Consider the following 20,430-nt stretch of genomic DNA (forward strand, 5'->3'; position numbering starts at 1 on the left):
CGGTTGTTACCGGTTGGTGGTAGAAGGAGGCTATTATGAAGGAATTAGAAAAAGTAGTACAGGAAGAAGCTTTTGAAATTGAAGTGCAGTATTGTGATCCAGATGAGTGTCTGCATGATTGTATACACTCAGGAACAAATAATTGTGATGCAATCATCACTGGTTGGAGATAGGAGTTATTATGGAGGAATTAAAAAGAACAGTACAGGAAGAAATGTTTGAAATCGAAGTACAGTACTGTGATCCTGATGATTGTTTACAAGATTGTATGGAGAGTGGATACAATAACTGTACAGCAGTAGTAACTGGTTGGTGGTAAAACTTGCAAATGCAGGCAAAGGCAGTTTAGAAAAAGGCACTAGGTAAGAATAAAATTTTCTGTTATCTAGTGCCTTTTAATGTGAGGGAGAGAAACTATGTATCCACTTCTAGTTGAAAATATGACAGATGAGGAAGGCTATATACAAAATTTAAACATTGAGGTAAATTCCAAAGAAGTTTGCTATTTTATGTGTGGGGAAAAGTTTGGACGGATACTTTTTGAAATCTTTTGCGGATATAAAAAACCGAAAACAGGAGAGATATTTGTATGTAATAAAGACTGGCTTGATTTGGACGAAAATAGTCGTTCTCTTTTAAACAGGCGCTTGTTTGGAATAGCGGCAGAAGAGTTTCCGCTGATTGAATTTATGACGATTGAAGAAAACATTTCTATGCCAAGTCTGTTAGATGGAGATAAATCCAATATAGAGGAATTGGTTAAGGCTTTTGACATAGGGCACTTATTACAAAAATATCCTTCGGATCTTAATCATAGAGAAAAAATGAGATGTATCTGTGCGCGTGCCTTTTCCGGAGGCAGGAAGGTTGTTGTGATATTCGATTTATTCAAAAGAATGCAAGAGCAGAGCAAGGCAGAACTTGCAATACTTACTTATCATGCAGCAAAAAGTTTGGAAATATCTGCTCTTTACATAAGTGAAGATTTAGACGAAAATTATGGCGCTTATGATCTTATATACAAATACCGACCGGAGAAAAAGGAAATTTCTATTATTGATTATCGTGCATGAATGGAGCTGTAGAAATGGAACGTGATAGAGAATGTAGACTGCTGTTAAATGATTTGAACGATATTCTTTCTGAACAATGTTTGGAACAAAGAGTTAGGTGCAGGTATTTGAATGATCCGGTGCAAGAGTTGGCAGAGTGTATCAATCAACTGCTGGATATTTGTGAGAGGGCAGTAACAATGACACTGGATATAGAAAATGATTATCGTACTATGCGGGCGGAACTGCAGAGCAATATCCGAAATCCGCTAAGCTGCATAAAAACAAGTTGTTTTCTAATCAATTCACTTGCAGAAAAGGAAAATATCCAATCTGAAAAGCTCCAGGAGTATCTTCAAATTATAGAAACGGCAGCGGAGGATATAGAGAGTACATTAAAATAACTGATAATTGAAGAAGTGCTGGGCGGGAAGTTTTCGTCCAGTATTTCTTTCTGGAATGAGAAAAGTTGAATTTACAAATCAAGAGGAGGCATACACATGAAGTATGTTTTTCCAGAATATAAAGAGAATGTAGTGTTGGGCAATGGGAAATTACAGTTAAATCCAATGTCCTATCAGGTTATCTACGAAGGAAAGGAGATAGACCTGACACCCAGGGAATTTGAAGTTTTATACCTACTGGCTTTAAAGCCAAACTGGGTAATGCCAAAGACAAATATTTATCATTCTGTATGGGGGATTCATTATCATGATGATCAGATACCATACAGAACAGTAGAATATGTGATATGGAAGATAAGAAAAAAGATGGGATATGATATTATCGAAACGTTGGTCAATGTGGGGTATAGACTGAAGAAGTTATAAGTATATATATATCATGCATACAATTTTGACTTTCCTATAAATGTAATAAAGTAGATGATAATTATAGAATTATAAAAAGTTTAGGAGCTTTAAATCTGTAGTTCAGATTTAAGCTCCTATTTCCGTTTTGAAATTTTTATACAAGTAGGATATAGATAAAAGAATTTCAAAATTAAATATTAAAGTTAAAGGGACTTTTTGAAACCAAATTCCATTTTTATACGTATTGATAAAAAACAGGCAGATGGGATTTGGACAATGGATGAAATTATTTTAATGAGAAAACTAAAGAAGAAAGATGAGAGGGCATTAGGGAAAATCATTGATTTATATAGTGCTTATATTACATGTATTGTCTGGGAATTGCTGCACAAAAAGGGAACTAAGGAAGATATAGAGGAGGTGGTTGCTGATACCTTTATTTCCCTATGGCTAACAGCAGAGCGCATTAATTATAAACAGTATAGCAGTATTAAATCTTATTTGGCTATGATTGCAAGAAACAAGGCAAAAGATTGGTTACGTTCATATCGTGGGGGAATTTTGGAGCTTAATGATGATATTCTTTTGATCGATGGTGATGTAGAAAGATTGATTTTACAAAAGGAGCAGCAGTTGATTATTGGAAGAACATTGGAAAAGCTGAAAGAGAAAGATAAAGCAATTTTTATTATGTACTATTATCGGTATAAAAAAATAGAAGAGATTGCAGAAATATTAAAAATGAATCCTCAAACAGTAAAGACCCGTCTGCGGAGAGGAAGAGAAATTCTGAAAAGGATTCTTCTGGAGGAGGGATATGATGCCAGTGAAATTTAAAATAAGTGAAATGTTTGATAATTCCTGTGAACTATTTGAAAATGAAATGCAACATAAAAATATTGAAAGTGAGAAGCGAATAAAAGAAATTGTTTTTCTTGAGATAGGTCACACCAAAGCCAAAAGAAATCGCAGGAGATATATAGCTGTTTTGGTAGCGGCAATGGGAATTGGAGGAATCACTGTTGGGGCACATGAAGTTTTAAAATCTGCAGGTGAAATCAAAAATAATGAGGAAGTGGTTTTAGAAAATCAGAATGGACTTGCTTTATATGAAAAGGAAAACAGCGGAGCTATACAAATGGAAGTGGAAACGGACATGATTTTACCAGAAAATTTATATAAAGATGGAATTCCTATTGCAAAATATATTATGGAATTCAAAACAGAGCGTAATGGATCAGTGCCAGAGTGTTATTTGGATAACGGAACCATGATTGTTCTTACAGATTTTGATGGAGATACTTGGAATATGAAAACAGGGGATACTTTTATATTAGATTTCATACAGTCTGATAGTGATGAGAGAGGTAAAGCAAGAACATTGGAGATTGGATATATTTTTAATGGAGAGGTGATAGATGAGAAGGTTATATCAGAAACAGAAAATAAGATAATCCTGGATATTCCTAAATCAGGACAATATGGTGTATATTTAAAAAATGTATCTAGTGACAGAGTAACGATTTCGCAAGGAATATTGACTGTAGAAAGGGGAAAGTGAAAGATGAAAAAAACAAGAATATTTTTGGGAATATTAGGGCTTATTTGCCTGGTTGCTATGCCAGTTTCAGCAGCCGATAATGTAAGAAATATAACAACTTATAGTATTTGTAGAGAAGATTTATATAAAGATCAGATAGAGGATAGAATGGGACTACAGCAAATTAGTATTGAAAGTGGGAAAACGGTATCCTTTTATGACTCCAATGGCTCTATGTTTTATGTGAGTGGAGGTACTACTGTTACTTTTCGGGTAAACTTGAATGTATCTTCCTCTGTAAAGATGGGGTATATCAATCAGAATGGAAGTAGAACCCAAAAGTATAGCGGTTCAGGAACTTCCCATAAAACATCATTTACAATACCGTCTAGTGGATATTATAGATTCTATGTAACCAATAGTGGATCTAAAACAGTGAAAGTAACGGGAGGTGAAATTAGTTTCTAAAATTATGAGAAGGAAAATATTTAAAATAATAAAGTGGTTGGTTATTGTAATTCTGATTCTATGCTGCATGGGGATCACATGGAACTATTTTTGTAAAAGGAGAGAAATACCAAAGATACAAGCTGCTTATGGCAAGGCAGTTAAAGTCAATGGGAAAAAGATGACTGTGGAAATTGCTGGTTTGCAAGCAGAAGAAACTCCAGTTATTGTATTACTCCCAGGACTGGGATCTCCTTCTCCGGTATTAGAGTTTAGACCTTTAGCTGAGGAATTAGGAAAGACATGTAAAGTGATTACAATGGAGCCTTTTGGTTATGGACTGTCTGATCCCGCAGATACAGAAAGAAGCATAGAGAATATCGTAGAGGAATTACATGCCTGTTTAGAGAAGATTGGAGTTCGCCGATATTATCTGATGGCTCATTCTATTAGCGGATTGTATTCCCTGTATTATGCTAATACTTATCCAGAGGAAGTTCGTGGTTTTATAGGGATAGATTCTTCTGTACCAAAGCAAAATGAGAATGAACCCTTTGATACAACAAAATTAAATCTTCTGATGGCCTATTTAAGTAAAACAAAAAATGTGTTGGGAATTAGCCGGATATTTTCAATTGGAAATCCGGAAAAGGCTATCTATGCAGACCAGAATTATTCTTATTCACAGGAAGACTTAGAAGTTTTTCGGATACTTTCCCTTGATACTTCTTATAACAAGACTGTAATGAATGAATTAAAACAGGTAGAAAATAATCTGAAGATAGTGCGGAACATGAAATTTCCGAAAGAAGTGCCAGTGCTAAACTTTGTTTCAAAAGACAATTGTGAAATTTTTCCAGAATGGGAAAAGCTACATAAAAGTGTGATGGGCGATAATCAAGAGAGTGAATTAATAACGTTAACAGGGGGACATTATCTGCATTTTGAGCAGAAAGAGATGATAGTAGACCTTACATGTAAATTTGCAAGGTAGTATAAAAAAATTCTATCAATCCGGGAATGGAGGTAGATATATTTTATATTAAAAATGTATTGACAATTATAAAATAGGTGCATATAATGAAGAAAAAGACATTTAGAAAAAAATCGAAATGTAAATGTGGTGATAAAGATGGGCTTACCCAATGTATTTAAAGCATTAAGTGATCCAATACGTCGAGACATATTGATAATGTTAAAAAAAAGAGGAGAACTGTCTGCAGGAGAAATTGCAGCAGAATTTGATATTTCCAATGCGACAATTTCATATCATCTGTCTTTGTTAAAAAAGGCTGATTTGATATTCGAAAATAGACAACAAAAGTATATATATTACAAGCTGAATGTGTCTGTATTCGAAGATATTGTGCTCTGGTGTATGCAATTTAATGAAGGGGATGTTGATAATGAGAAAAAAAGATAAAAATACACTATTAATAACTACTTTAATATGTGCCTGTACGGTAATTATTTATGGGATATTTTGTCATTTTTATTTAGCAGAGAGAATATTAACTCAGGATTTTTATGTTGGATTATTTTTATTAGCTATAATTATTTTTAATATTATTTTGAATATAGGATTAAATTTTACAGTTTGTAAAAAAAGGGGAGCAAAATTTTTAGTTAGATTAGGAAAATGGATTATGCCGTTTACATCACTTTTTTTTGTGATAATATCCATTCATTCTAGAATTTTTCCTGATTCTTTATTTACAGACAGTGCTGTTTATGTTTTTGTAGGCTTGGTTTTTATAGTAAGTGGAAACTATTTTCCTAAAAATCAAATGAATCCGTATATAGGTTTAAAGTTCCCCTGGTTATTGCATGATGAGAAAAGTTGGGATAAAACACATCGGTTAGCAGGTTATACATGGATATTAGCAGGTTTTTTATGTATTTTTCAACTTTTTATTAGTCCGTTAAAAATAGTGATCATTCCATTAGTTATTATACTGGTTGGGATTCTGCCATTAGTGTATTCTCTAATGTTAGTATATATGAAAAGGAGGTAAATGAAATGAAAAAACATGTGATTATTGGAAGTGCAATTTGTCTTGCAACAGTGTTGATTTTAGGCCTTTTTTGGGGGAAACTCCCTATGGATGTACCAATTCATTTTGATTCCGCTGGTAATGTGGATTCTACATTGCCAAAACCTATTGTTGTGTTTGGAATTCCCGTTATTTGTGCATTGATTAATGGAGTAGCTAGTTTTTCTTTGCTTCATAAGCAGGAAAAACGCAAATTTATGTTTTATTTAATACCTGTAATTGCAGTTGTTTTGGCAGTTGCAGTAATCGTACTGGCAATTTAGAAAAGTACCAAAAAGCAATGTTAATGGTAGAAAATGGAATGATAATTTTTTTGCCCATCATTTTGAAAATTTTCAAAATGATGGGCGAGTTTAAAGGAGAGTTTTTATGCTTGAAATTAGAAATTTAACAAAAACATATCCAAATGGAAAACAAGCAGTGAAAAATTTAAGTATAACTATAGAAGATGGAGATTTGTATGGATTTATAGGGAAAAATGGTGCAGGAAAAACAACTACATTAAAGGCTTGTCTTACTATTCACGACTTTGATTCCGGAGATATTCTTCTAAATGGAATATCAATTAAATCAAATCCGATAGAATGTAAAAAAAGAATGGCCTATGTTCCTGACTCGCCTGTGTTGGAAACATACTTAACAGGTCTGCAATATTTAAATTTTGTATGTGATATTTATGATGTATCAACACATACTAGGAAGAATAAAATTATTGAATTATCGGAGCGATTAGGTATGAAAGATAAGTTAAATGACTTAATAGGCTCTTATTCACATGGTATGAAACAGAAAATTAGTTTAATAGGCGCTTTGGCTCATGAACCGCTTTTATTAATTTTAGATGAACCATTTGTAGGTCTAGATCCTGAAGCATTTGTTGAATTAAAGCTGCTTATGAAAGAACTCTGCAATTCTGGTGGCTCTGTTTTATTTTCAAGTCATATTCTTGATGTTGTAGAGAAGACGTGCAATAAAATTGCTATTATTCAAAATGGACAACTGCTTAGATGTGGCGAAATAAGAGAGATTTTAGGAACAAGTGATTTGGAAGATATATTTATGGAGTTGAATAGGATATGAAAATATTTAAAATTCTTATTTTTAAACAGGCACAAGAAATATTTAAATTCAACACTTTATTTTATGGAGATAAAAAAGAAAAAAAAAGATATTTATTAATTTTTTGTGCAGTTGTTTTGTGCATAGGAGTATGTGGTACATATTTATTTGGAAATATGTATCAGGTTTGTATGGAATTTGAGAAGCCACAAGAAATTCTAGAATATTTAATTAATCCATTAGGTTTACTTGCTTTTCTTATTATATTTTTTTCTTCACTTTTGAAGGGCAGTGGAATGTTATATTCGGATAGAAGTAGTGATATATTATTTTCTTATCCCGTAAAGACTATTTGTATAGTTTTAGCAAAAATTTTTTTTCTATACTTATGGGGAGTCATTATATCTTTAGCTTTTTTGATTATTCCGATTCTTCGATATACGATATTGCTACATAGTATATTATTTGGAATTTTGGATTGCCTTCAAATATTTATTTTTCCAATTATTCCAATGCTACTAGGGGTAATATCAGGATATATTTTATATAAACAGATTGTAAATATTTATAAATCACAAGTTTTTGTCCGTAGTATTTTGTACATGGTAATACTTTTTGCTTTTATGTTTTTTATGTTTTTTTTCTTTGGAAAGGTAGATTTGAATAGCATTTATAGGCATATCCTTACAAAAGTAGATATTACTTATTTGGTTGGAGGAGTATTTTTTACATATAAAGTAGGTGCTGCATTGGCATCTGTGGTTGCATTAATAAGTGGCACTGTGCTAATTATTTACATCTCTAAAAACTATAAGAAAAGATATATAAATTTGCAAATAAATCAACAGAAAGGAAGTTCACTGAATTTATCATTCAAAAAAAATAGAAAAATATATTCCCTCTGGAAACGTGAAATAAAGAGGTATCTTTCAATTCCTATTTATTTGATAAATACAATGTTGGGAAATGTTTTGCTTCTACTGTTTGTAATATATTCATCTATAGCGTCAGAAAAGGTAACTGCATATTTTAATTTAATTAGTGAGCTTCTGGAAATTCAAGATCCTATGGTTTTATACAGTTACGCTATGAGCCTTATGATCATTTTAACTAATGTAAGTTATGCAAATATATCTATTGAGGGAAAGAATAGAGAAGTATTAAAATCCTTTCCTGTATCGATAAAAGAGTTACTTACTGCAAAATACTTATTTCATCTTTCTTTAACAGTACCGATGATATGTTTAGCAACGATTATTTTAGGGATTACTTACCATATGAATAGCTATGAATATTTTTTGTGCTTTATTTTGCCACTTTCATTCTCCGCCTTTGCCGGAGCATTGGGATTATTTATAAACCTATTATTTCCTAACTATGAATGGGAAAATATAATCTATATTGTTAAACAAAGCATACCGGCTATTTCTACAATATGTTTGAGCTGTCTGATTGGAGTTGGTATGATATGGTGTATTATAAAAATATTTGGACATAGTATTTGGAGCGCATCGTACATAGTGGCTTGTATTTTATTTGCTTTTGCCTTTTTAATAATACAGTTTATGAAGAAGATAAGTAATAACTTTTAGATTTTATTCAAATTTTATGAGGTGTTATGATGGGAAACAGTGAAGAAAAATTAGATTACTATTTTAAAGTATTATCTAATAGAATAAGGAGAAATATACTTCTTTTACTGGAAGAGGAGAGCTTGTGCGCTGGAGATATAATAAAACATTTTGATTTAACGGGAGCTACTATATCGTATCATTTAAAGGTATTGACTAAAAGTAAAATACTGGTGCGAAAGAAGCAAGGGCTTACTGTGTATTATTCACTTAATCAACCAGAATGGGAATATATAAAGAACTGGTTTAAATGTGGATAGTAAGTATTAGAGGTGAATTCTTATGGGAAAATATATAGAAATTTCAAAGAAACTTAAAGAGGATATATTTAATGGAAAATTCAAAGAAGATGAAAAGCTACCAAGTGCAAGAAAATTAGCACAGAATTATGAGATTAATGTTGCAACAGTTCTTCGAGCTTTACATGTTTTAAGAGAACAGCAAATTATATGCAAAAATAGAACAAGCAGATTTTATGTATGCCATAATATTTCCTGCATTCGTCAAAAATGTGTAAGACAAGAAATACAAAATTTCTTTGATAAAATGAGTTTGCTGGGATATTCTAAGATAGAGGTTCAAAACTTATTAACGAAACAGTTGAAAAAAGAAAGTGTTTTTAAAAGATAAAAGAAATCGTATTACTAATAATATTTTGTATTGTTGGTAATGCGATTTTTTTATAAATAAAAATTTTGTCTGATTTATTACAGATAAAGGCCAGATTATGACAGGTTGTCAGAATATAAAAAGTGTCATGATATAATAAGTCAACAAGTGAGAGAGAATTTTAGTGATTTGTATATGAATAAGTAGAAGTTAGGGGGAGATGTAATGGCAGGGTATTTAAAAGAACCAGTTGTATTACAATGGGATATGAAAACAGGATCTTATGGCAAAATTGTACAGCATATTATCGAAAAAAAAGTATGTGAATTAGATCCCATTAAAATAAGGTACATAAATCCTAAAGATGTAGATGATTTTTCTACTATTGATAGGATTAAGAAGCAAATACTTGTTCAGTGTTCTCAGATTGAAATGGACTTTTTTGAAATAACTGAAGAACAAATAGAAAAATTGAATATTGATCAGACATTTCAATATTTTTTAAAATTTGATAGTTTTAATCTTGAAATCTCAATGTATTCAAAACTAAAATTCCTATTACAAAAAATCGAAGATTTGAACGTAATAGTATATATTACGGATAAAAATTTTTATCAAAGTGTTGAATTAATAAAATGGATATATAATGAAAATTCCAATATTTCCTTTTATATATATCCGGATAAAAAGAAAGAAAATTTTTTGGTTCATGTACCTAAATTACATAATGCAATATTAGAAATTATATCGTTATGTAAAGTATATAAAAATATTAAATTATCTATATACGATAAAGAAAAAATAATAAAAGATATACTTCCTTTAAATTATTATAGACATGGTAATTTTTGTATTACGGAGACAGGAACAGTTGCATTGTATGATTTTCTTCCTGATTACGAATACGGACTAATTACAACTGATAAAACTATTAAGGAAATATGGAGGGATATCTTAATAGAGCATGGTGATAGTGACTTATGTAAAATCCTTGAAGAACAGAGATACTGGTTCAAAAAGAGGAATGGAAATGGAGACCAGCTATGAAAGTGTTTTTTACAGAAATTTTTGCATTATATAAGAAAAATAAAAAATTTTTTCTTATAAATAAAAAATTGGATACAATTATTCCAATTGAAGAAACGTTATATTTTATGCTTAATCAAATAATCCTGAACGGAGAAATGGATATTAATGCTATAAGGATACGGGCAGATACACTAGATATATTGTTGTATAACCGTATATTGGGGGTGAAAAATTGAAGGTTATTTTGATTAATACAGATTTTATGCATGATGTAGATACTACAGTGCAGCCATTAACAATGTACACTATTGCAGGAATTATTTCACCATTTGTTGATCAAGTAGAAGTTATTGAACCTATGAAATATAGAATTGCAAATCTACAGGAAGATATATTAACTGTAATACTCAAAAAAATAAGAGATGCTGATCTTTTGGCATTTACAGTAAATACGTTTTCTTGGGCAGAAATTTTACGGTTGATTAAAAAAGTGAAAGATAATAATAAACAAATAAAAATTGTTATTGGCGGAATTCATATATCATATTTTTATAAGGAAATTATGTTGAAAACTCCCCAAATTGACTATGCTTTAGTAGGAGAAGCAGAAATTGCCTTTCCAAAGTTTATTCAATATCTTAAAGGTGAATTGCGCATTGAGGAAGTGCCAAATTTAAAGTATGTTCAACATGAAAAACTAATAGAGAATGCAAAAGCACCGTTAATAGATTTCGAACATGAAATAGTTCCTATGCCTCGTTATGATTTGGCAGAAAAAAATTTTTTTGACAGATTTACATTTGAAGCATCGAGAGGATGTCAAGGAAACTGTAGGTTCTGCTCTATATTTTATAAAAGATGTTGGAGAAAATATTCGGAAGATACGGTATTAAATCGTTTGTCTATATTTAAAAAATATTTGGATTCTCTATGCAAAAACAAAGATTTTATATTTACAGATGATTGTTTTACTACGGATCAGCAATGGGCCAGAAATGTTTTAGGTGGAATGTTAAACTTAGGATACAAAGATTATAATATTTTAATTGAAGCTCGGGCAAAACATTTATGGGATGAGGCATTGCTTGATATGATTAAATCTTATGATAATTTGCATATACAAATCGGTATAGAAAGTGGCTATGACGAGGGATTGAAAAAGATTAACAAGGAAATAAGAGTAGAAGATGTATTAAAAACGGTTTCATTACTAGAAAAGTACGACTTATGCAAAAGAGTATTTACATCGTTTATTATTGGATTTCCATGGGAGTCTAAAGAAGAATGTATGAAAACAATAGAATTTGCAGCTTTTTTAAATGATTGCTATTCAATCACTGTGAATGTAGCGTGGTGGATGCCGCTACCTTCAAACTTGTTTTCAAAATATTTTAAAGATACAAGTATATTTACGCAGGATAATTTTGCAACAAATAAAGAAATTTTTTATCAAGCACACCCGAAAATTGGAGTTAATGATGTTATGGATATTGATAGGTGTGATTCAATTTACAAAAATCTTGGGATTTGCTGGAGATTATGAATTACAAGAAGGGAGGATGCCAATAGGCGGAAGTATATGAACAAAACAAAAACGATAGGAAAAATTGATAAAAAAACAATTCAAACAGAATATGGAAAATTAAGCGGACCTCTTAACATTATGTGGGATATGACAAATAAATGTAATTTGTGTTGTATGCATTGTTATAACAAAAGCGGAAAAGATGCACATTACAAGGATTTAGATGATGAAGATATGATGAAAATTGCTCATCATATTGCAGAAGCAGGCATACCGATAGTGTGTTTTTGCGGTGGAGAGCCATTATTGAGATATCCATTACTTCTGAAGGCAGCAAAAGTTTTGTCGAGCAGAGGAATAGTGGTAAATATGGTGACAAATGGATTATTACTGACGACAGAGAAAGTAAAAATGCTACGAGAAAGTGGTGTAAATGGTATTCAGATTAGCCTTGACTCATATTCACCGGCTATACATGACAAATTTAGAGGGAAAGATGGAGCTTATGACAAAGCCTTGGAAGCAATAAAAATAATTCTCAATTCGGGGATCGTTCCTGAGGTTACATTTATTCCAACAAAGCAGACTTATCAAGGGATAGGGAAGGTTATTGATATTTTGATTGAAATGGGAATTAAATCTCTTAATTCCATGCCTTTTATACCAATAGGAAGAGGATATGATAATAAAGAGCAGTTAAAGATGTCAGTAGCAGAAAAATGGGAATTTGAATGGCTTGTTCGGAAAAAACTTTATGAATACCCAGATTTTTCCTTTAATAATGGTGATCCTTTAGAGCATATTTATTTGTTTTCGCAGAATCCAGATGCAAAAACTATTACATACGAAATTAGATGTAATGGAGATATTGTAGTAAGTCCATATTTACCGTTCTTATATGGCAATGCTGTAAGTAATACATTAAATCAACTGTGGGAAGATGGGCTAAAAGATGTATGGAAGATACCTGAGGTTAATAATGCAGCAAAAAGAATTGTTTCATTAGATGATATTGAGCAACAGAAAAATAGACCTTGGAATAACCAGGATATACAATTATATAGTGAAAGGAAGTGAAAAAAATGATTTTTAACAAGGTTGAAAATAGTTATATCGGTCTGTTACGTGAGGAAACAGATGGTACACGTTTATTTTATCCCAGAGCACATTCAAAACCTCATTTTATGAATAAGACTGTGTATGAAATTTGGGATCTTATTGATAATCGTTCTGCACAAGAGATTGTAAACATATTGAAACATAAATATCCTGGTGTATCAGAACAGAGATTATTAAATGATGTAAATCATACAATAGCTTATTTATTAAATTTAGAAATGATTAGGGAGGTAAAGTAAAATGGGAAAAAAGAATTGCTTTGTATCTTTGTTTGAAGAAAAAGATTTTTTAGAAGCATCAAAATTTATTATCGAAGAAAAAGAACACTGTCATGATGGATACTTATTTTTTCCAGAACAATACGAAGGAAAAAATTTTCCGGAGTATTATCGGGCAATAAATATGAGAACAAATCATTTCCATGAAGCAGAAGTATACCTGAATGTAATTGATAAAGTGACAAAAGAAAGAATTGGTGTAGTGGGAATTTATATTTGCCCCAACAATTACGTAGTATATATAACTACAATGGTATTACAGAATAAAGGATATTTGGAAGTGGCACTTGCTCAGTTAAATGCACAATTAAAAGCACAATCTGTTGAGTACGTAAAAGTTAAATTTACAGATCAAAGTGAAAATATTGCACATACATGGCAGGAGAATGGATTTGAAAGAGAATGCGTTATTCGCGCAGAAGGAATCAAGAAAAGCGATTTTTGGATATATTCAAAAAAACTGTAAAGTGAGGAGAAAAAATGTTAAATTCGAATATCAGTAATGAAAGCGCTCAAGGATTTGGAGAATGGTTAAGAGAAAGTAATTATGCTTTCATTTACAAAACTATGGCTGGAATATTCAATACGGTAGAGCCATGGATTGATGAAAAAATTATAAATGAAATGCTGAAAGATGTAACAGAAATTGATAGGCATATAACAGAGTTTTTCTTATTGGGATATGCAAAAGATAAAAAACTGTTGAAAAAAATATTAGGAGATAGGAACCTGGAATTTTTATGTGAAACAGGATTTGCATCAGACGTGGAGGGGCTAATTGAACCTCAAGGATTTGTAATTTTACCCGTTGATGATTTGTTTTTGATCGTAAGTTTACCTAGCTGCTATAGTAATGCCAAAAAACGAATGTCGGATATTTATATAGGATCGGATTCTACAAAATTAATGAAATATATCAAGAGAGATTCTTATGATAGTGTTTTGGATTTATGTGCAGGTTCTGGAGTTCAAGGATTAAACATTATAGAAAACGCTGAAAAAGTGGTTGAAGTAGAGTTGAATGATGTGGCATATAATGCTGCCATATTAAATGGAAAAATCAATGGAATATCTCCAAAGAAATACGAAGTGAGGAAAAGTAATCTGTATCAAATGGTACCTGAACAATTTGACTGTATTATTAGCAATCCACCATTTGTTCCAGTTCCAGAAAATATTGTTTTTCCATTGTGTGGAGATGGAGGCGAGGACGGACTCGATTTGGTAAGAAAGATTATTAGCGGCTATACACAACATTTAAAACCTTTTGGAAAAGCATATATGGTTTTGGAATGTATAGGAGATGAAGAAGGTCCTTATGTAGTAAAATGCATGAAGGAAATTTTGAAAAGTGGAAGTATCAATGTATCATTAATCAATAGACAGCAGATAGAATTTCAGGCAGACGCATCTGCCAAAATTGCAATTGAGATATATAAAGATCCAGAAAATTATAACAATTACTATAATGCATGGATGGATATGTTCAATAGAACAGGAGCTACTTATATTTATCCTGTTGTTGTGGAATATATCAATAATGGAAAACCTTTAGAAATAAATATTATCAGAAATTATAATAAATGGGCTTTAGATTCTAAATTTGAATTAGCACCAGATGTGGCAATAGTAAAAAAAGAAAAGGATTTTTATGAAGTTACAGTTAATGGAGTAGGTAGAGCTGCGTTTGATGAGGAAGTTAAACACTTAATAGAAGATATGCCAGGGAAGAAATTACGAGAATATCTGGATACGGAGGATAATCCCAGAATTAATATTTCGAAGATTAAGAGTTTGTTGAATACAGTGAACGGTTTAGAGGCCAAAGGGATTATCATTCCTAAGTAAAATTTGATATATTGTATATTTATTACGATATATAAAATAATGGGAAAGGAGGAATATATTATGGAGTTATTAACTAATGGTTATGATAGCCCTGAAATCGTATCTGATGATGGAAGCATTCAGCCAAGAGCATTAGTTTTAGTAAACGTTAATGTCTTGGTAAATGCAAACGCAAACGCAAATGCGAATGCAAATGCGAATGCAAATGCAAATGCGAATGTAAATGCAAATGTGTAAATGTAAGGGACTAAAGTAATGAAAAGAGCTGCATGGTACATAGAGGTAAACTGTATGTCATTATGTAGCTCTTTTTAAATAGAAAGTTTTGATGGGTAAAGCATGAAAAAAATATTTATGAGTATATTTGGTAAAAGTAAGAATAAATTTATAATTCTTACTGTAATTAGTCTATTGCTTGCAGCTATTGGGATTGTATTACCATATTTAAATGGTGAATTTATAGATTATTTGGCTACAGGAGTGGGATATAGTTTTATATTAAGAATGTGTATTTTCATTTTGTTATTGGGATTGATAAATGTTACTCTATATTATGTGAAGCAAATTTTGAATGCAAAAATTAAATTGGAATCCTCCTATTTATTAAAACTAGAAATTCTTAAACATCTTAGAGATATTCCAATATTGTCATATAAGAAATTCACCCCGTCTTATTTGAATCAGAGAACCGAACAAGATATAGGAGATATTGTTTCCTTTATTATATCAAATTATCCGGCAATTATATTGAATGCTATTCAGATTATAGGATTATTTATTATAATTAGTAGAGTTAGTAAAGGGGTTGTTATACTGATGCTGATTTTTCTTCCGGTGTATTATGTTATGTACGTATTTCTTAGAAAACCATTATACACGAAAAGTTATGCATCAAAAGAGGCACATAATTTATATTTTAATACATTGAATGATCAATTAGCTTTCATGGAGGAAATAAAAACTAATGCAAACTATGAATACAATAATCTATATATTGATAAATACTATAGAAAATACTATAGAAATTATTTAGAGTTTGTAAAAATAAGTGGAAAGTCAATTTCAATAGAAGGAATTATATCAGCCTTATTTCAAGTGGCTACATTTTTATATGGTGGTTGGCAAGTTTTAAATCATAACATGTCCGTAGGACAATTGACTGTTATGTGTACATATTTTTCTATGATGCTTCAATTGATAAAATATTATTTTGAACTTGGAAATTCATTTCAAAATGTAAAAACATCACTACACAGACTAGAAGCTATTTTTCATATTGAAGTAGAAAAAGAAGGAAATATTCTGTTGGAAAAAATAGAGAATATTTCAGCATCAATTACATTTGGATATGATTCAAATAACTTTATTCTAAAGGAGTTACCATTAGAGTTGTGTAGAGGAAAAATCTATTGCGTAGTGGGAAAGAATGGAGAGGGAAAATCAACACTTACCAAAATATTAATTGGGATTCTACATGCAAAATCAATATTAGTCAATGGAATTAATATTGATTGTTTAAATATGGAGGAACTGAGAAAAAATAGTATTCTTTATATTTCTCAAGCATTAAACTATCCAAATAGGACTATAAAAGAAATATATCAGGAGTACAATTCTAATATTCGGTTGGAAGATGTTATTAGAAAGATTAAGGAACATGATCTGAATGAGGAACAATTAATACCTTTATATCAAGAAAACTGGAATAAGAATATAAATACTTTATCAGGAGGAGAAAAACAGATAGTCTCTATTCTAAAGTGTTTAGTAAAAGAAGCTGATATGATTATTTTTGATGAACCGACCTCTAATTTAGATATAAAAAGAATAAATGCTTTATTAAGATTAATTGAACGATTGAAAATGGAAAAGAAAATACTATTAATAGTGTCACATGATTCAGAAATAATACAAGCAAGCGATATTATTATTAGACTTGGAAACATTCAGCATTAACAGCAGAAGATAACAGAATAAAATAGTCACGTGAAAATTTTAAAAGTTAAAATACGAATAAAAAAATGGTTCCAAACTATAAAGGAATGGAGCCATTTTTATTTTATTGCTATATTCCGTTATTATAGGTATTTGTTTGATTCCTAACTTTCTATGAGCCGGGCATAACAGGTTGCCATGAAAAGGGAAGCTGGATTTATATTTGGTAGTATTTCTTATATCCTATGTAATTGTCACCCACTTCTAGAGTACCGAACAGCATGAAATCTAAGACCGGAATATTTACACGCTGAGGACAATGGAAGCTGCCATTGTCTAGAACCTTATGGCATAGGATAAATTTATTATCTTCCCAGAGTAAAGCGTTAATCTGTAAATGTTTAGTTGAATAATCCGGGGTGAAATCCATCACCTGTCCGATGCTTGGAAATCATCATTACGTTTTGCAGGAAATCACGATTCCGTCAAAAAGGAAATCATTTTATTACTAAATCCTTATAATGAAGATATGCACCCTATGGTGTAAATTCATTACAAGGAGGTCACGATTATGACCAAATATCGAGAAATCATCCGTCTTACTGGATTGGGCTTCTCTCAACGTAACATCATGGCAAGTTGTGGTGTTGCTCAGAAAACTGTAGTCAAGGTTCAAAAACGTGCCAGAGAATTAAATCTTTCTTGGCCTCTTGATGAATCTATGACGGATACTGAACTTCAAAGACTTATGTTTGCTAAGACCACCAGAAATATCTGGAATGGAATGGTGACCGTTTTCGCAAATGGGCTGAGCGGATTGGCATAAATACGTACACTGTGGTCAATGCAATACTGACCTCCAAGCGTGTGGAACAACAGACTTATAGAAGCTGCATGGGACTTCTAAAGCTTACTGATAAATATTCAGAAGTTTTGCTTGAAGCCGCCTGTAAAAAGGCATTATCCTATACAGCTTCGCCCAGTTACAAGAGTATCAAAAACATCCTCGTAACGGGTTCTGTAAAAACGGAACTAGAATCATCTGGATCCAAGACCACACATAAAGCACACGGCATCACAAGGGGTGCCGACTACTATCGGAGGTAATCACATATGACAAATCAGAGTATAATAGATAAACTTATTGAAATGCGCCTAACCACAATGGCAGATGCATTCCGTAACCAGCTTAACGATTCTAAATTCAAGGAAGTTCCTTTTGAAGACCGCTTTGGAATGCTGGTAGACATCGAATACAGCAATCGCAAGAATAACCGCCAGAAGCGTCTTATCCACAATGCCGGATTCGACCAGCCGGAAGCAAGTATCATGGATATCAACTATACTTCCGGACGCAAGCTGAACAAGGAGCTGATAAACAGACTCGCCACCTGCGAATATATATCTGAACACCGGAATCTATTTATTACCGGTGCAACAGGCTGTGGTAAAACATACATGGCATGTGCCTTTGGTATGGAAGCCTGCAAGCAGTATTACAATACCAGGTATGTCCGTATGCCAGACTTACTCATGGATTTGGACATTGCACGAACTGAAGGGAACTACCGCAAAGTTATGGCAAAATATTCCAATCCAGTGCTTCTCATTCTGGATGAATGGATGCTTCTCAAACCAACTGATACAGAGCAGAAAGATATCTTCGAACTTCTTCATCGGAGACGCAAGAAATCATCAACCATCTTCTGCTCTCAGTATGTATTCGAAGAATGGTACGATCAGCTTGGAGGAGAAGCAAGTCCTCTGGCTGATGCAATCATTGACCGTATTGCCCATGACAGCTATCAGATCAACATCACAAGTATTGATGCTGAGCATGACAAGTCCATGCGGGAGGTGTATGGCCTAGATAAAACACTGCGCGAGTAAACTCGCATAGATGATTTCCACTTTCGGACATCTGATTTCCAAATTTCCGGAAGTGCGATTTCATCGCACAAGAATATTCAGTTTAGTTTTATGGTAATTACAAATTTATCTTTTTCATTCATAATGATAGCAAATAGTTTTTTACTCCATCATTTTGAGAGAAAGTAGATTTTTACTACAATTGGAGATTTCATTATAAATGGTAAATGTGCTCCAGGTCCATTCCTAGTTGAATGGCTAGAAATGATGATACCTTGCAGACAAGGGAAGCTCTTGCCGGTGTTGCATGGCATCATGAAAGAGCGCTAATAGATTTACATACATATATATAGATTATATATACGTAAAAGGCATAATGTATTGTTTGTTTTCAAGAGTTGTATTGAGAAACTGTATGATAACGGACGATTTTGTGTTTAGTAAAGGTAGAGTGATTATTACCTTTTGAATGCTATGTTTTTTAGAAAAGTTTATGGGGTAATGTATACGGTTTAAGATGTGTATAGTCTAGAAATAAAAAAAGGATATAGTCTATTCCAAAACTGAAATATCTATATCCTATGTGATTTCTTATGAAAATGAAAAAAATTTTTTCATCTCGTTTAAAATAAGAAGAAACGCTACTAGAATTATTGAACACATTATTACTATTGCATAATTAATTTTATGTAATAACAACAATACAGCAATTATGAAAAATAGAATAATAAGAATATTTTTTTTGACTTTGCTGTAATATAGGATCTCTTGATTATCAAGAGTGCGATTATCACTATTGGATATTTTATTGAAAAAAATGTATATGCCACTTATTAATGTGATACATAAAAGAAATAGAGGAAATTTCAAAAAATAGTTTTGGGCTATAAGTAAAATAAGAATTATTATGTTAGAAATCATATAACAAGCTGTTTTACTTTTGCAATGCATACCACCGCTAAATGATCTCAGTGGAATAAAAGATAATAACATTATTATGGCAATATCTATTTTTTCAATGAGGCAAGCAAATAATAAGGTGGTCAATATATTTGCAATTATTATAAACCCATTTGTTAGTCCATAAGTATATATTTCGATATCCTCAGGTTCAATAATATGATAATCAATCATTTTTTCAGTCAAATACTTATTAATAGAGCACATGGTTAAAAATGGGATTTTTTTAATTTTTCGTGCCCTTCAGGTAGCGTATCTTCATACATTACATACCAACAACGCTGATTAGAAGCGATTGTTGTGATTAGCAGTGCAAAACTGGCTACTGAAGATAGTAATTTGACATTTGTATTTTTTTTGATAAGTTTGATTTTTTTTAACATATTTTGTAACCTTCCTTTTTTATTTTGGATGATTATAGCATAGGAATGGCAATTACCTATGAAACTGTAATAAAAGGTATGTTATATGTAATAAATGGCACTTAGGAGTAAAATAAAAGAGACTATCTAATCTAACAGGATATGGATATATCAAGAAGAAATTAAGAATGAATTAAATTAGAGGGAAAGGGAACAATAATATTCTATGAACGAGTGTTCTCAGTAGATAAAATACCATAAAGAACAGCACTTACTTCAAAGGAGTCACCTAGATCCAAAA

The 20,430-nt window shown here is 31.6% G+C and carries 28 protein-coding genes; 27 read left to right on the forward strand and 1 reads right to left on the reverse strand.

From position 1 onward, the window contains the following. Positions 1-35: 35 nt before the first annotated feature. The 27 genes from DWZ38_RS22370 (at position 36) to istB (ending at position 18,828) form a co-directional block, all read left to right on the forward strand. Entirely contained in the window at positions 36-173 is a 138-nt protein-coding gene (locus tag DWZ38_RS22370) for a hypothetical protein (RefSeq protein WP_155512153.1), read from the forward strand. 8 nt (positions 174-181) lie between these two features. Continuing rightward, entirely contained in the window at positions 182-319 is a 138-nt protein-coding gene (locus DWZ38_RS22375) for a hypothetical protein (protein ID WP_155512154.1), read from the forward strand. Between the two features lie 97 nt (positions 320-416). Beyond that, the gene (locus DWZ38_RS18555) at positions 417-1,073 is read left to right on the forward strand and encodes a hypothetical protein (protein WP_055173342.1); all 657 of its coding nucleotides are present in this window, start codon (positions 417-419) and stop codon (positions 1,071-1,073) included. Further along, entirely contained in the window at positions 1,070-1,456 is a 387-nt protein-coding gene (locus DWZ38_RS18560; RefSeq protein ID WP_055173344.1) for a hypothetical protein, read from the forward strand. The genes DWZ38_RS18555 and DWZ38_RS18560 overlap by 4 nt, the downstream gene beginning before the upstream one ends. A gap of 96 nt (positions 1,457-1,552) precedes the next feature. Continuing rightward, entirely contained in the window at positions 1,553-1,882 is a 330-nt protein-coding gene (locus tag DWZ38_RS18565; protein WP_055173346.1) for a winged helix-turn-helix domain-containing protein, read from the forward strand. A gap of 258 nt (positions 1,883-2,140) precedes the next feature. Further along, complete coding sequence (locus tag DWZ38_RS18570) at positions 2,141-2,701, forward strand: sigma-70 family RNA polymerase sigma factor (RefSeq protein ID WP_055173361.1); 561 nt, start codon at positions 2,141-2,143, stop codon at positions 2,699-2,701. Then, the gene (locus tag DWZ38_RS18575) at positions 2,682-3,425 is read left to right on the forward strand and encodes a hypothetical protein (protein WP_147343036.1); all 744 of its coding nucleotides are present in this window, start codon (positions 2,682-2,684) and stop codon (positions 3,423-3,425) included. Before DWZ38_RS18570 ends, DWZ38_RS18575 begins: the two co-directional genes overlap by 20 nt. A gap of 3 nt (positions 3,426-3,428) precedes the next feature. Next, positions 3,429-3,872 carry a hypothetical protein gene (locus tag DWZ38_RS18580; protein WP_055173349.1) on the forward strand — a complete coding sequence of 148 codons (444 nt, stop codon included), beginning with the start codon at positions 3,429-3,431 and terminating at the stop codon, positions 3,870-3,872. A gap of 4 nt (positions 3,873-3,876) precedes the next feature. After that, positions 3,877-4,845, forward strand: a complete 969-nt coding sequence (locus DWZ38_RS18585; protein ID WP_117844184.1) for an alpha/beta hydrolase — start codon at positions 3,877-3,879, stop codon at positions 4,843-4,845. A gap of 138 nt (positions 4,846-4,983) precedes the next feature. Beyond that, complete coding sequence (locus DWZ38_RS18590) at positions 4,984-5,274, forward strand: autorepressor SdpR family transcription factor (protein WP_055172388.1); 291 nt, start codon at positions 4,984-4,986, stop codon at positions 5,272-5,274. Next, the gene (locus DWZ38_RS18595) at positions 5,258-5,866 is read left to right on the forward strand and encodes an SdpI family protein (RefSeq protein WP_064773969.1); all 609 of its coding nucleotides are present in this window, start codon (positions 5,258-5,260) and stop codon (positions 5,864-5,866) included. Before DWZ38_RS18590 ends, DWZ38_RS18595 begins: the two co-directional genes overlap by 17 nt. Before the next feature lie 5 nt (positions 5,867-5,871). Continuing rightward, positions 5,872-6,168, forward strand: coding sequence for a DUF1648 domain-containing protein (locus DWZ38_RS18600; protein ID WP_055172391.1), 297 nt, complete (start codon positions 5,872-5,874; stop codon positions 6,166-6,168). Between the two features lie 106 nt (positions 6,169-6,274). Continuing rightward, a complete protein-coding gene (locus tag DWZ38_RS18605; protein ID WP_055172394.1) occupies positions 6,275-6,985 on the forward strand; it encodes an ABC transporter ATP-binding protein in 711 nt (236 codons plus the stop codon). After that, a complete protein-coding gene (locus DWZ38_RS18610) occupies positions 6,982-8,556 on the forward strand; it encodes an ABC transporter permease (RefSeq protein ID WP_117844183.1) in 1,575 nt (524 codons plus the stop codon). Before DWZ38_RS18605 ends, DWZ38_RS18610 begins: the two co-directional genes overlap by 4 nt. A 26-nt stretch (positions 8,557-8,582) precedes the next feature. Beyond that, positions 8,583-8,855 carry a metalloregulator ArsR/SmtB family transcription factor gene (locus DWZ38_RS18615; protein ID WP_243000378.1) on the forward strand — a complete coding sequence of 91 codons (273 nt, stop codon included), beginning with the start codon at positions 8,583-8,585 and terminating at the stop codon, positions 8,853-8,855. 22 nt (positions 8,856-8,877) lie between these two features. Continuing rightward, positions 8,878-9,225 (forward strand): GntR family transcriptional regulator, encoded by a 348-nt coding sequence (locus DWZ38_RS18620; RefSeq protein ID WP_117844181.1) that lies wholly within the window; start codon positions 8,878-8,880, stop codon positions 9,223-9,225. Between the two features lie 204 nt (positions 9,226-9,429). Then, positions 9,430-10,251 carry a hypothetical protein gene (locus DWZ38_RS18625; RefSeq protein WP_117854543.1) on the forward strand — a complete coding sequence of 274 codons (822 nt, stop codon included), beginning with the start codon at positions 9,430-9,432 and terminating at the stop codon, positions 10,249-10,251. Next, positions 10,248-10,469, forward strand: a complete 222-nt coding sequence (locus DWZ38_RS18630; protein ID WP_117854546.1) for a hypothetical protein — start codon at positions 10,248-10,250, stop codon at positions 10,467-10,469. The genes DWZ38_RS18625 and DWZ38_RS18630 overlap by 4 nt, the downstream gene beginning before the upstream one ends. Before the next feature lie 8 nt (positions 10,470-10,477). Further along, the gene (locus tag DWZ38_RS18635; protein ID WP_207661334.1) at positions 10,478-11,776 is read left to right on the forward strand and encodes a radical SAM protein; all 1,299 of its coding nucleotides are present in this window, start codon (positions 10,478-10,480) and stop codon (positions 11,774-11,776) included. Between the two features lie 36 nt (positions 11,777-11,812). After that, on the forward strand, positions 11,813-12,835 hold the full coding sequence (locus tag DWZ38_RS18640) for a radical SAM protein (protein ID WP_055172407.1): 1,023 nt from the start codon (positions 11,813-11,815) through the stop codon (positions 12,833-12,835). 5 nt (positions 12,836-12,840) lie between these two features. Next, a complete protein-coding gene (locus DWZ38_RS18645) occupies positions 12,841-13,116 on the forward strand; it encodes a PqqD family protein (protein WP_055172404.1) in 276 nt (91 codons plus the stop codon). A gap of 1 nt (position 13,117) precedes the next feature. Next, positions 13,118-13,621 (forward strand): hypothetical protein, encoded by a 504-nt coding sequence (locus DWZ38_RS18650; protein WP_055172401.1) that lies wholly within the window; start codon positions 13,118-13,120, stop codon positions 13,619-13,621. 14 nt (positions 13,622-13,635) lie between these two features. Continuing rightward, positions 13,636-15,003, forward strand: coding sequence for a methyltransferase (locus DWZ38_RS18655; protein ID WP_117844176.1), 1,368 nt, complete (start codon positions 13,636-13,638; stop codon positions 15,001-15,003). A 60-nt stretch (positions 15,004-15,063) separates the two neighbouring features. Then, complete coding sequence (locus tag DWZ38_RS22380) at positions 15,064-15,240, forward strand: hypothetical protein (RefSeq protein WP_178105380.1); 177 nt, start codon at positions 15,064-15,066, stop codon at positions 15,238-15,240. A gap of 102 nt (positions 15,241-15,342) precedes the next feature. Continuing rightward, entirely contained in the window at positions 15,343-16,959 is a 1,617-nt protein-coding gene (locus DWZ38_RS18660; protein ID WP_117844175.1) for an ABC transporter ATP-binding protein, read from the forward strand. Between the two features lie 550 nt (positions 16,960-17,509). After that, the gene (locus tag DWZ38_RS18665) at positions 17,510-17,764 is read left to right on the forward strand and encodes a transposase (protein WP_243000379.1); all 255 of its coding nucleotides are present in this window, start codon (positions 17,510-17,512) and stop codon (positions 17,762-17,764) included. A 287-nt stretch (positions 17,765-18,051) separates the two neighbouring features. Next, entirely contained in the window at positions 18,052-18,828 is a 777-nt protein-coding gene (gene istB, locus DWZ38_RS18675; protein ID WP_055172415.1) for an IS21-like element helper ATPase IstB, read from the forward strand. A 1,148-nt stretch (positions 18,829-19,976) separates the two neighbouring features. Here istB and DWZ38_RS18685 read toward each other — a convergent pair. Continuing rightward, a complete protein-coding gene (locus DWZ38_RS18685) occupies positions 19,977-20,150 on the reverse strand; it encodes a cyclic lactone autoinducer peptide (RefSeq protein ID WP_081021323.1) in 174 nt (57 codons plus the stop codon). Between the last annotated feature and the right edge of the window lie 280 nt (positions 20,151-20,430).

This window comes from Ruminococcus sp. AF31-8BH, from assembly GCF_003460605.1.
Lineage (GTDB): Bacteria > Bacillota > Clostridia > Lachnospirales > Lachnospiraceae > Blautia_A > Blautia_A acetigignens.

What these genes read in the sequence shown, in the direction of transcription:
- DWZ38_RS22375 (WP_155512154.1), top strand. Translation starts at nt 182, where the DNA reads ATGGAGGAATTAAAAAGAACAGTACAGGAAGAAATGTTTGAAATCGAA.
- DWZ38_RS18650 (WP_055172401.1), top strand. Translation starts at nt 13,118, where the DNA reads ATGGGAAAAAAGAATTGCTTTGTATCTTTGTTTGAAGAAAAAGATTTT.
- DWZ38_RS18620 (WP_117844181.1), top strand. Translation starts at nt 8,878, where the DNA reads ATGGGAAAATATATAGAAATTTCAAAGAAACTTAAAGAGGATATATTT.
- DWZ38_RS18570 (WP_055173361.1), top strand. Translation starts at nt 2,141, where the DNA reads ATGGATGAAATTATTTTAATGAGAAAACTAAAGAAGAAAGATGAGAGG.
- DWZ38_RS18605 (WP_055172394.1), top strand. Translation starts at nt 6,275, where the DNA reads ATGCTTGAAATTAGAAATTTAACAAAAACATATCCAAATGGAAAACAA.
- DWZ38_RS18630 (WP_117854546.1), top strand. Translation starts at nt 10,248, where the DNA reads ATGAAAGTGTTTTTTACAGAAATTTTTGCATTATATAAGAAAAATAAA.
- DWZ38_RS22380 (WP_178105380.1), top strand. Translation starts at nt 15,064, where the DNA reads ATGGAGTTATTAACTAATGGTTATGATAGCCCTGAAATCGTATCTGAT.
- DWZ38_RS18615 (WP_243000378.1), top strand. Translation starts at nt 8,583, where the DNA reads ATGATGGGAAACAGTGAAGAAAAATTAGATTACTATTTTAAAGTATTA.
- DWZ38_RS18665 (WP_243000379.1), top strand. Translation starts at nt 17,510, where the DNA reads ATGACCAAATATCGAGAAATCATCCGTCTTACTGGATTGGGCTTCTCT.
- istB (WP_055172415.1), top strand. Translation starts at nt 18,052, where the DNA reads ATGACAAATCAGAGTATAATAGATAAACTTATTGAAATGCGCCTAACC.
- DWZ38_RS18555 (WP_055173342.1), top strand. Translation starts at nt 417, where the DNA reads ATGTATCCACTTCTAGTTGAAAATATGACAGATGAGGAAGGCTATATA.
- DWZ38_RS18625 (WP_117854543.1), top strand. Translation starts at nt 9,430, where the DNA reads ATGGCAGGGTATTTAAAAGAACCAGTTGTATTACAATGGGATATGAAA.
- DWZ38_RS18645 (WP_055172404.1), top strand. Translation starts at nt 12,841, where the DNA reads ATGATTTTTAACAAGGTTGAAAATAGTTATATCGGTCTGTTACGTGAG.
- DWZ38_RS18595 (WP_064773969.1), top strand. Translation starts at nt 5,258, where the DNA reads ATGAGAAAAAAAGATAAAAATACACTATTAATAACTACTTTAATATGT.
- DWZ38_RS18585 (WP_117844184.1), top strand. Translation starts at nt 3,877, where the DNA reads ATGAGAAGGAAAATATTTAAAATAATAAAGTGGTTGGTTATTGTAATT.
- DWZ38_RS18610 (WP_117844183.1), top strand. Translation starts at nt 6,982, where the DNA reads ATGAAAATATTTAAAATTCTTATTTTTAAACAGGCACAAGAAATATTT.
- DWZ38_RS18685 (WP_081021323.1), bottom strand. Translation starts at nt 20,150, where the DNA reads ATGTTAAAAAAAATCAAACTTATCAAAAAAAATACAAATGTCAAATTA.
- DWZ38_RS18660 (WP_117844175.1), top strand. Translation starts at nt 15,343, where the DNA reads ATGAAAAAAATATTTATGAGTATATTTGGTAAAAGTAAGAATAAATTT.
- DWZ38_RS18575 (WP_147343036.1), top strand. Translation starts at nt 2,682, where the DNA reads ATGATGCCAGTGAAATTTAAAATAAGTGAAATGTTTGATAATTCCTGT.
- DWZ38_RS22370 (WP_155512153.1), top strand. Translation starts at nt 36, where the DNA reads ATGAAGGAATTAGAAAAAGTAGTACAGGAAGAAGCTTTTGAAATTGAA.
- DWZ38_RS18590 (WP_055172388.1), top strand. Translation starts at nt 4,984, where the DNA reads ATGGGCTTACCCAATGTATTTAAAGCATTAAGTGATCCAATACGTCGA.
- DWZ38_RS18600 (WP_055172391.1), top strand. Translation starts at nt 5,872, where the DNA reads ATGAAAAAACATGTGATTATTGGAAGTGCAATTTGTCTTGCAACAGTG.
- DWZ38_RS18565 (WP_055173346.1), top strand. Translation starts at nt 1,553, where the DNA reads ATGAAGTATGTTTTTCCAGAATATAAAGAGAATGTAGTGTTGGGCAAT.
- DWZ38_RS18640 (WP_055172407.1), top strand. Translation starts at nt 11,813, where the DNA reads ATGAACAAAACAAAAACGATAGGAAAAATTGATAAAAAAACAATTCAA.
- DWZ38_RS18655 (WP_117844176.1), top strand. Translation starts at nt 13,636, where the DNA reads ATGTTAAATTCGAATATCAGTAATGAAAGCGCTCAAGGATTTGGAGAA.
- DWZ38_RS18580 (WP_055173349.1), top strand. Translation starts at nt 3,429, where the DNA reads ATGAAAAAAACAAGAATATTTTTGGGAATATTAGGGCTTATTTGCCTG.
- DWZ38_RS18560 (WP_055173344.1), top strand. Translation starts at nt 1,070, where the DNA reads ATGAATGGAGCTGTAGAAATGGAACGTGATAGAGAATGTAGACTGCTG.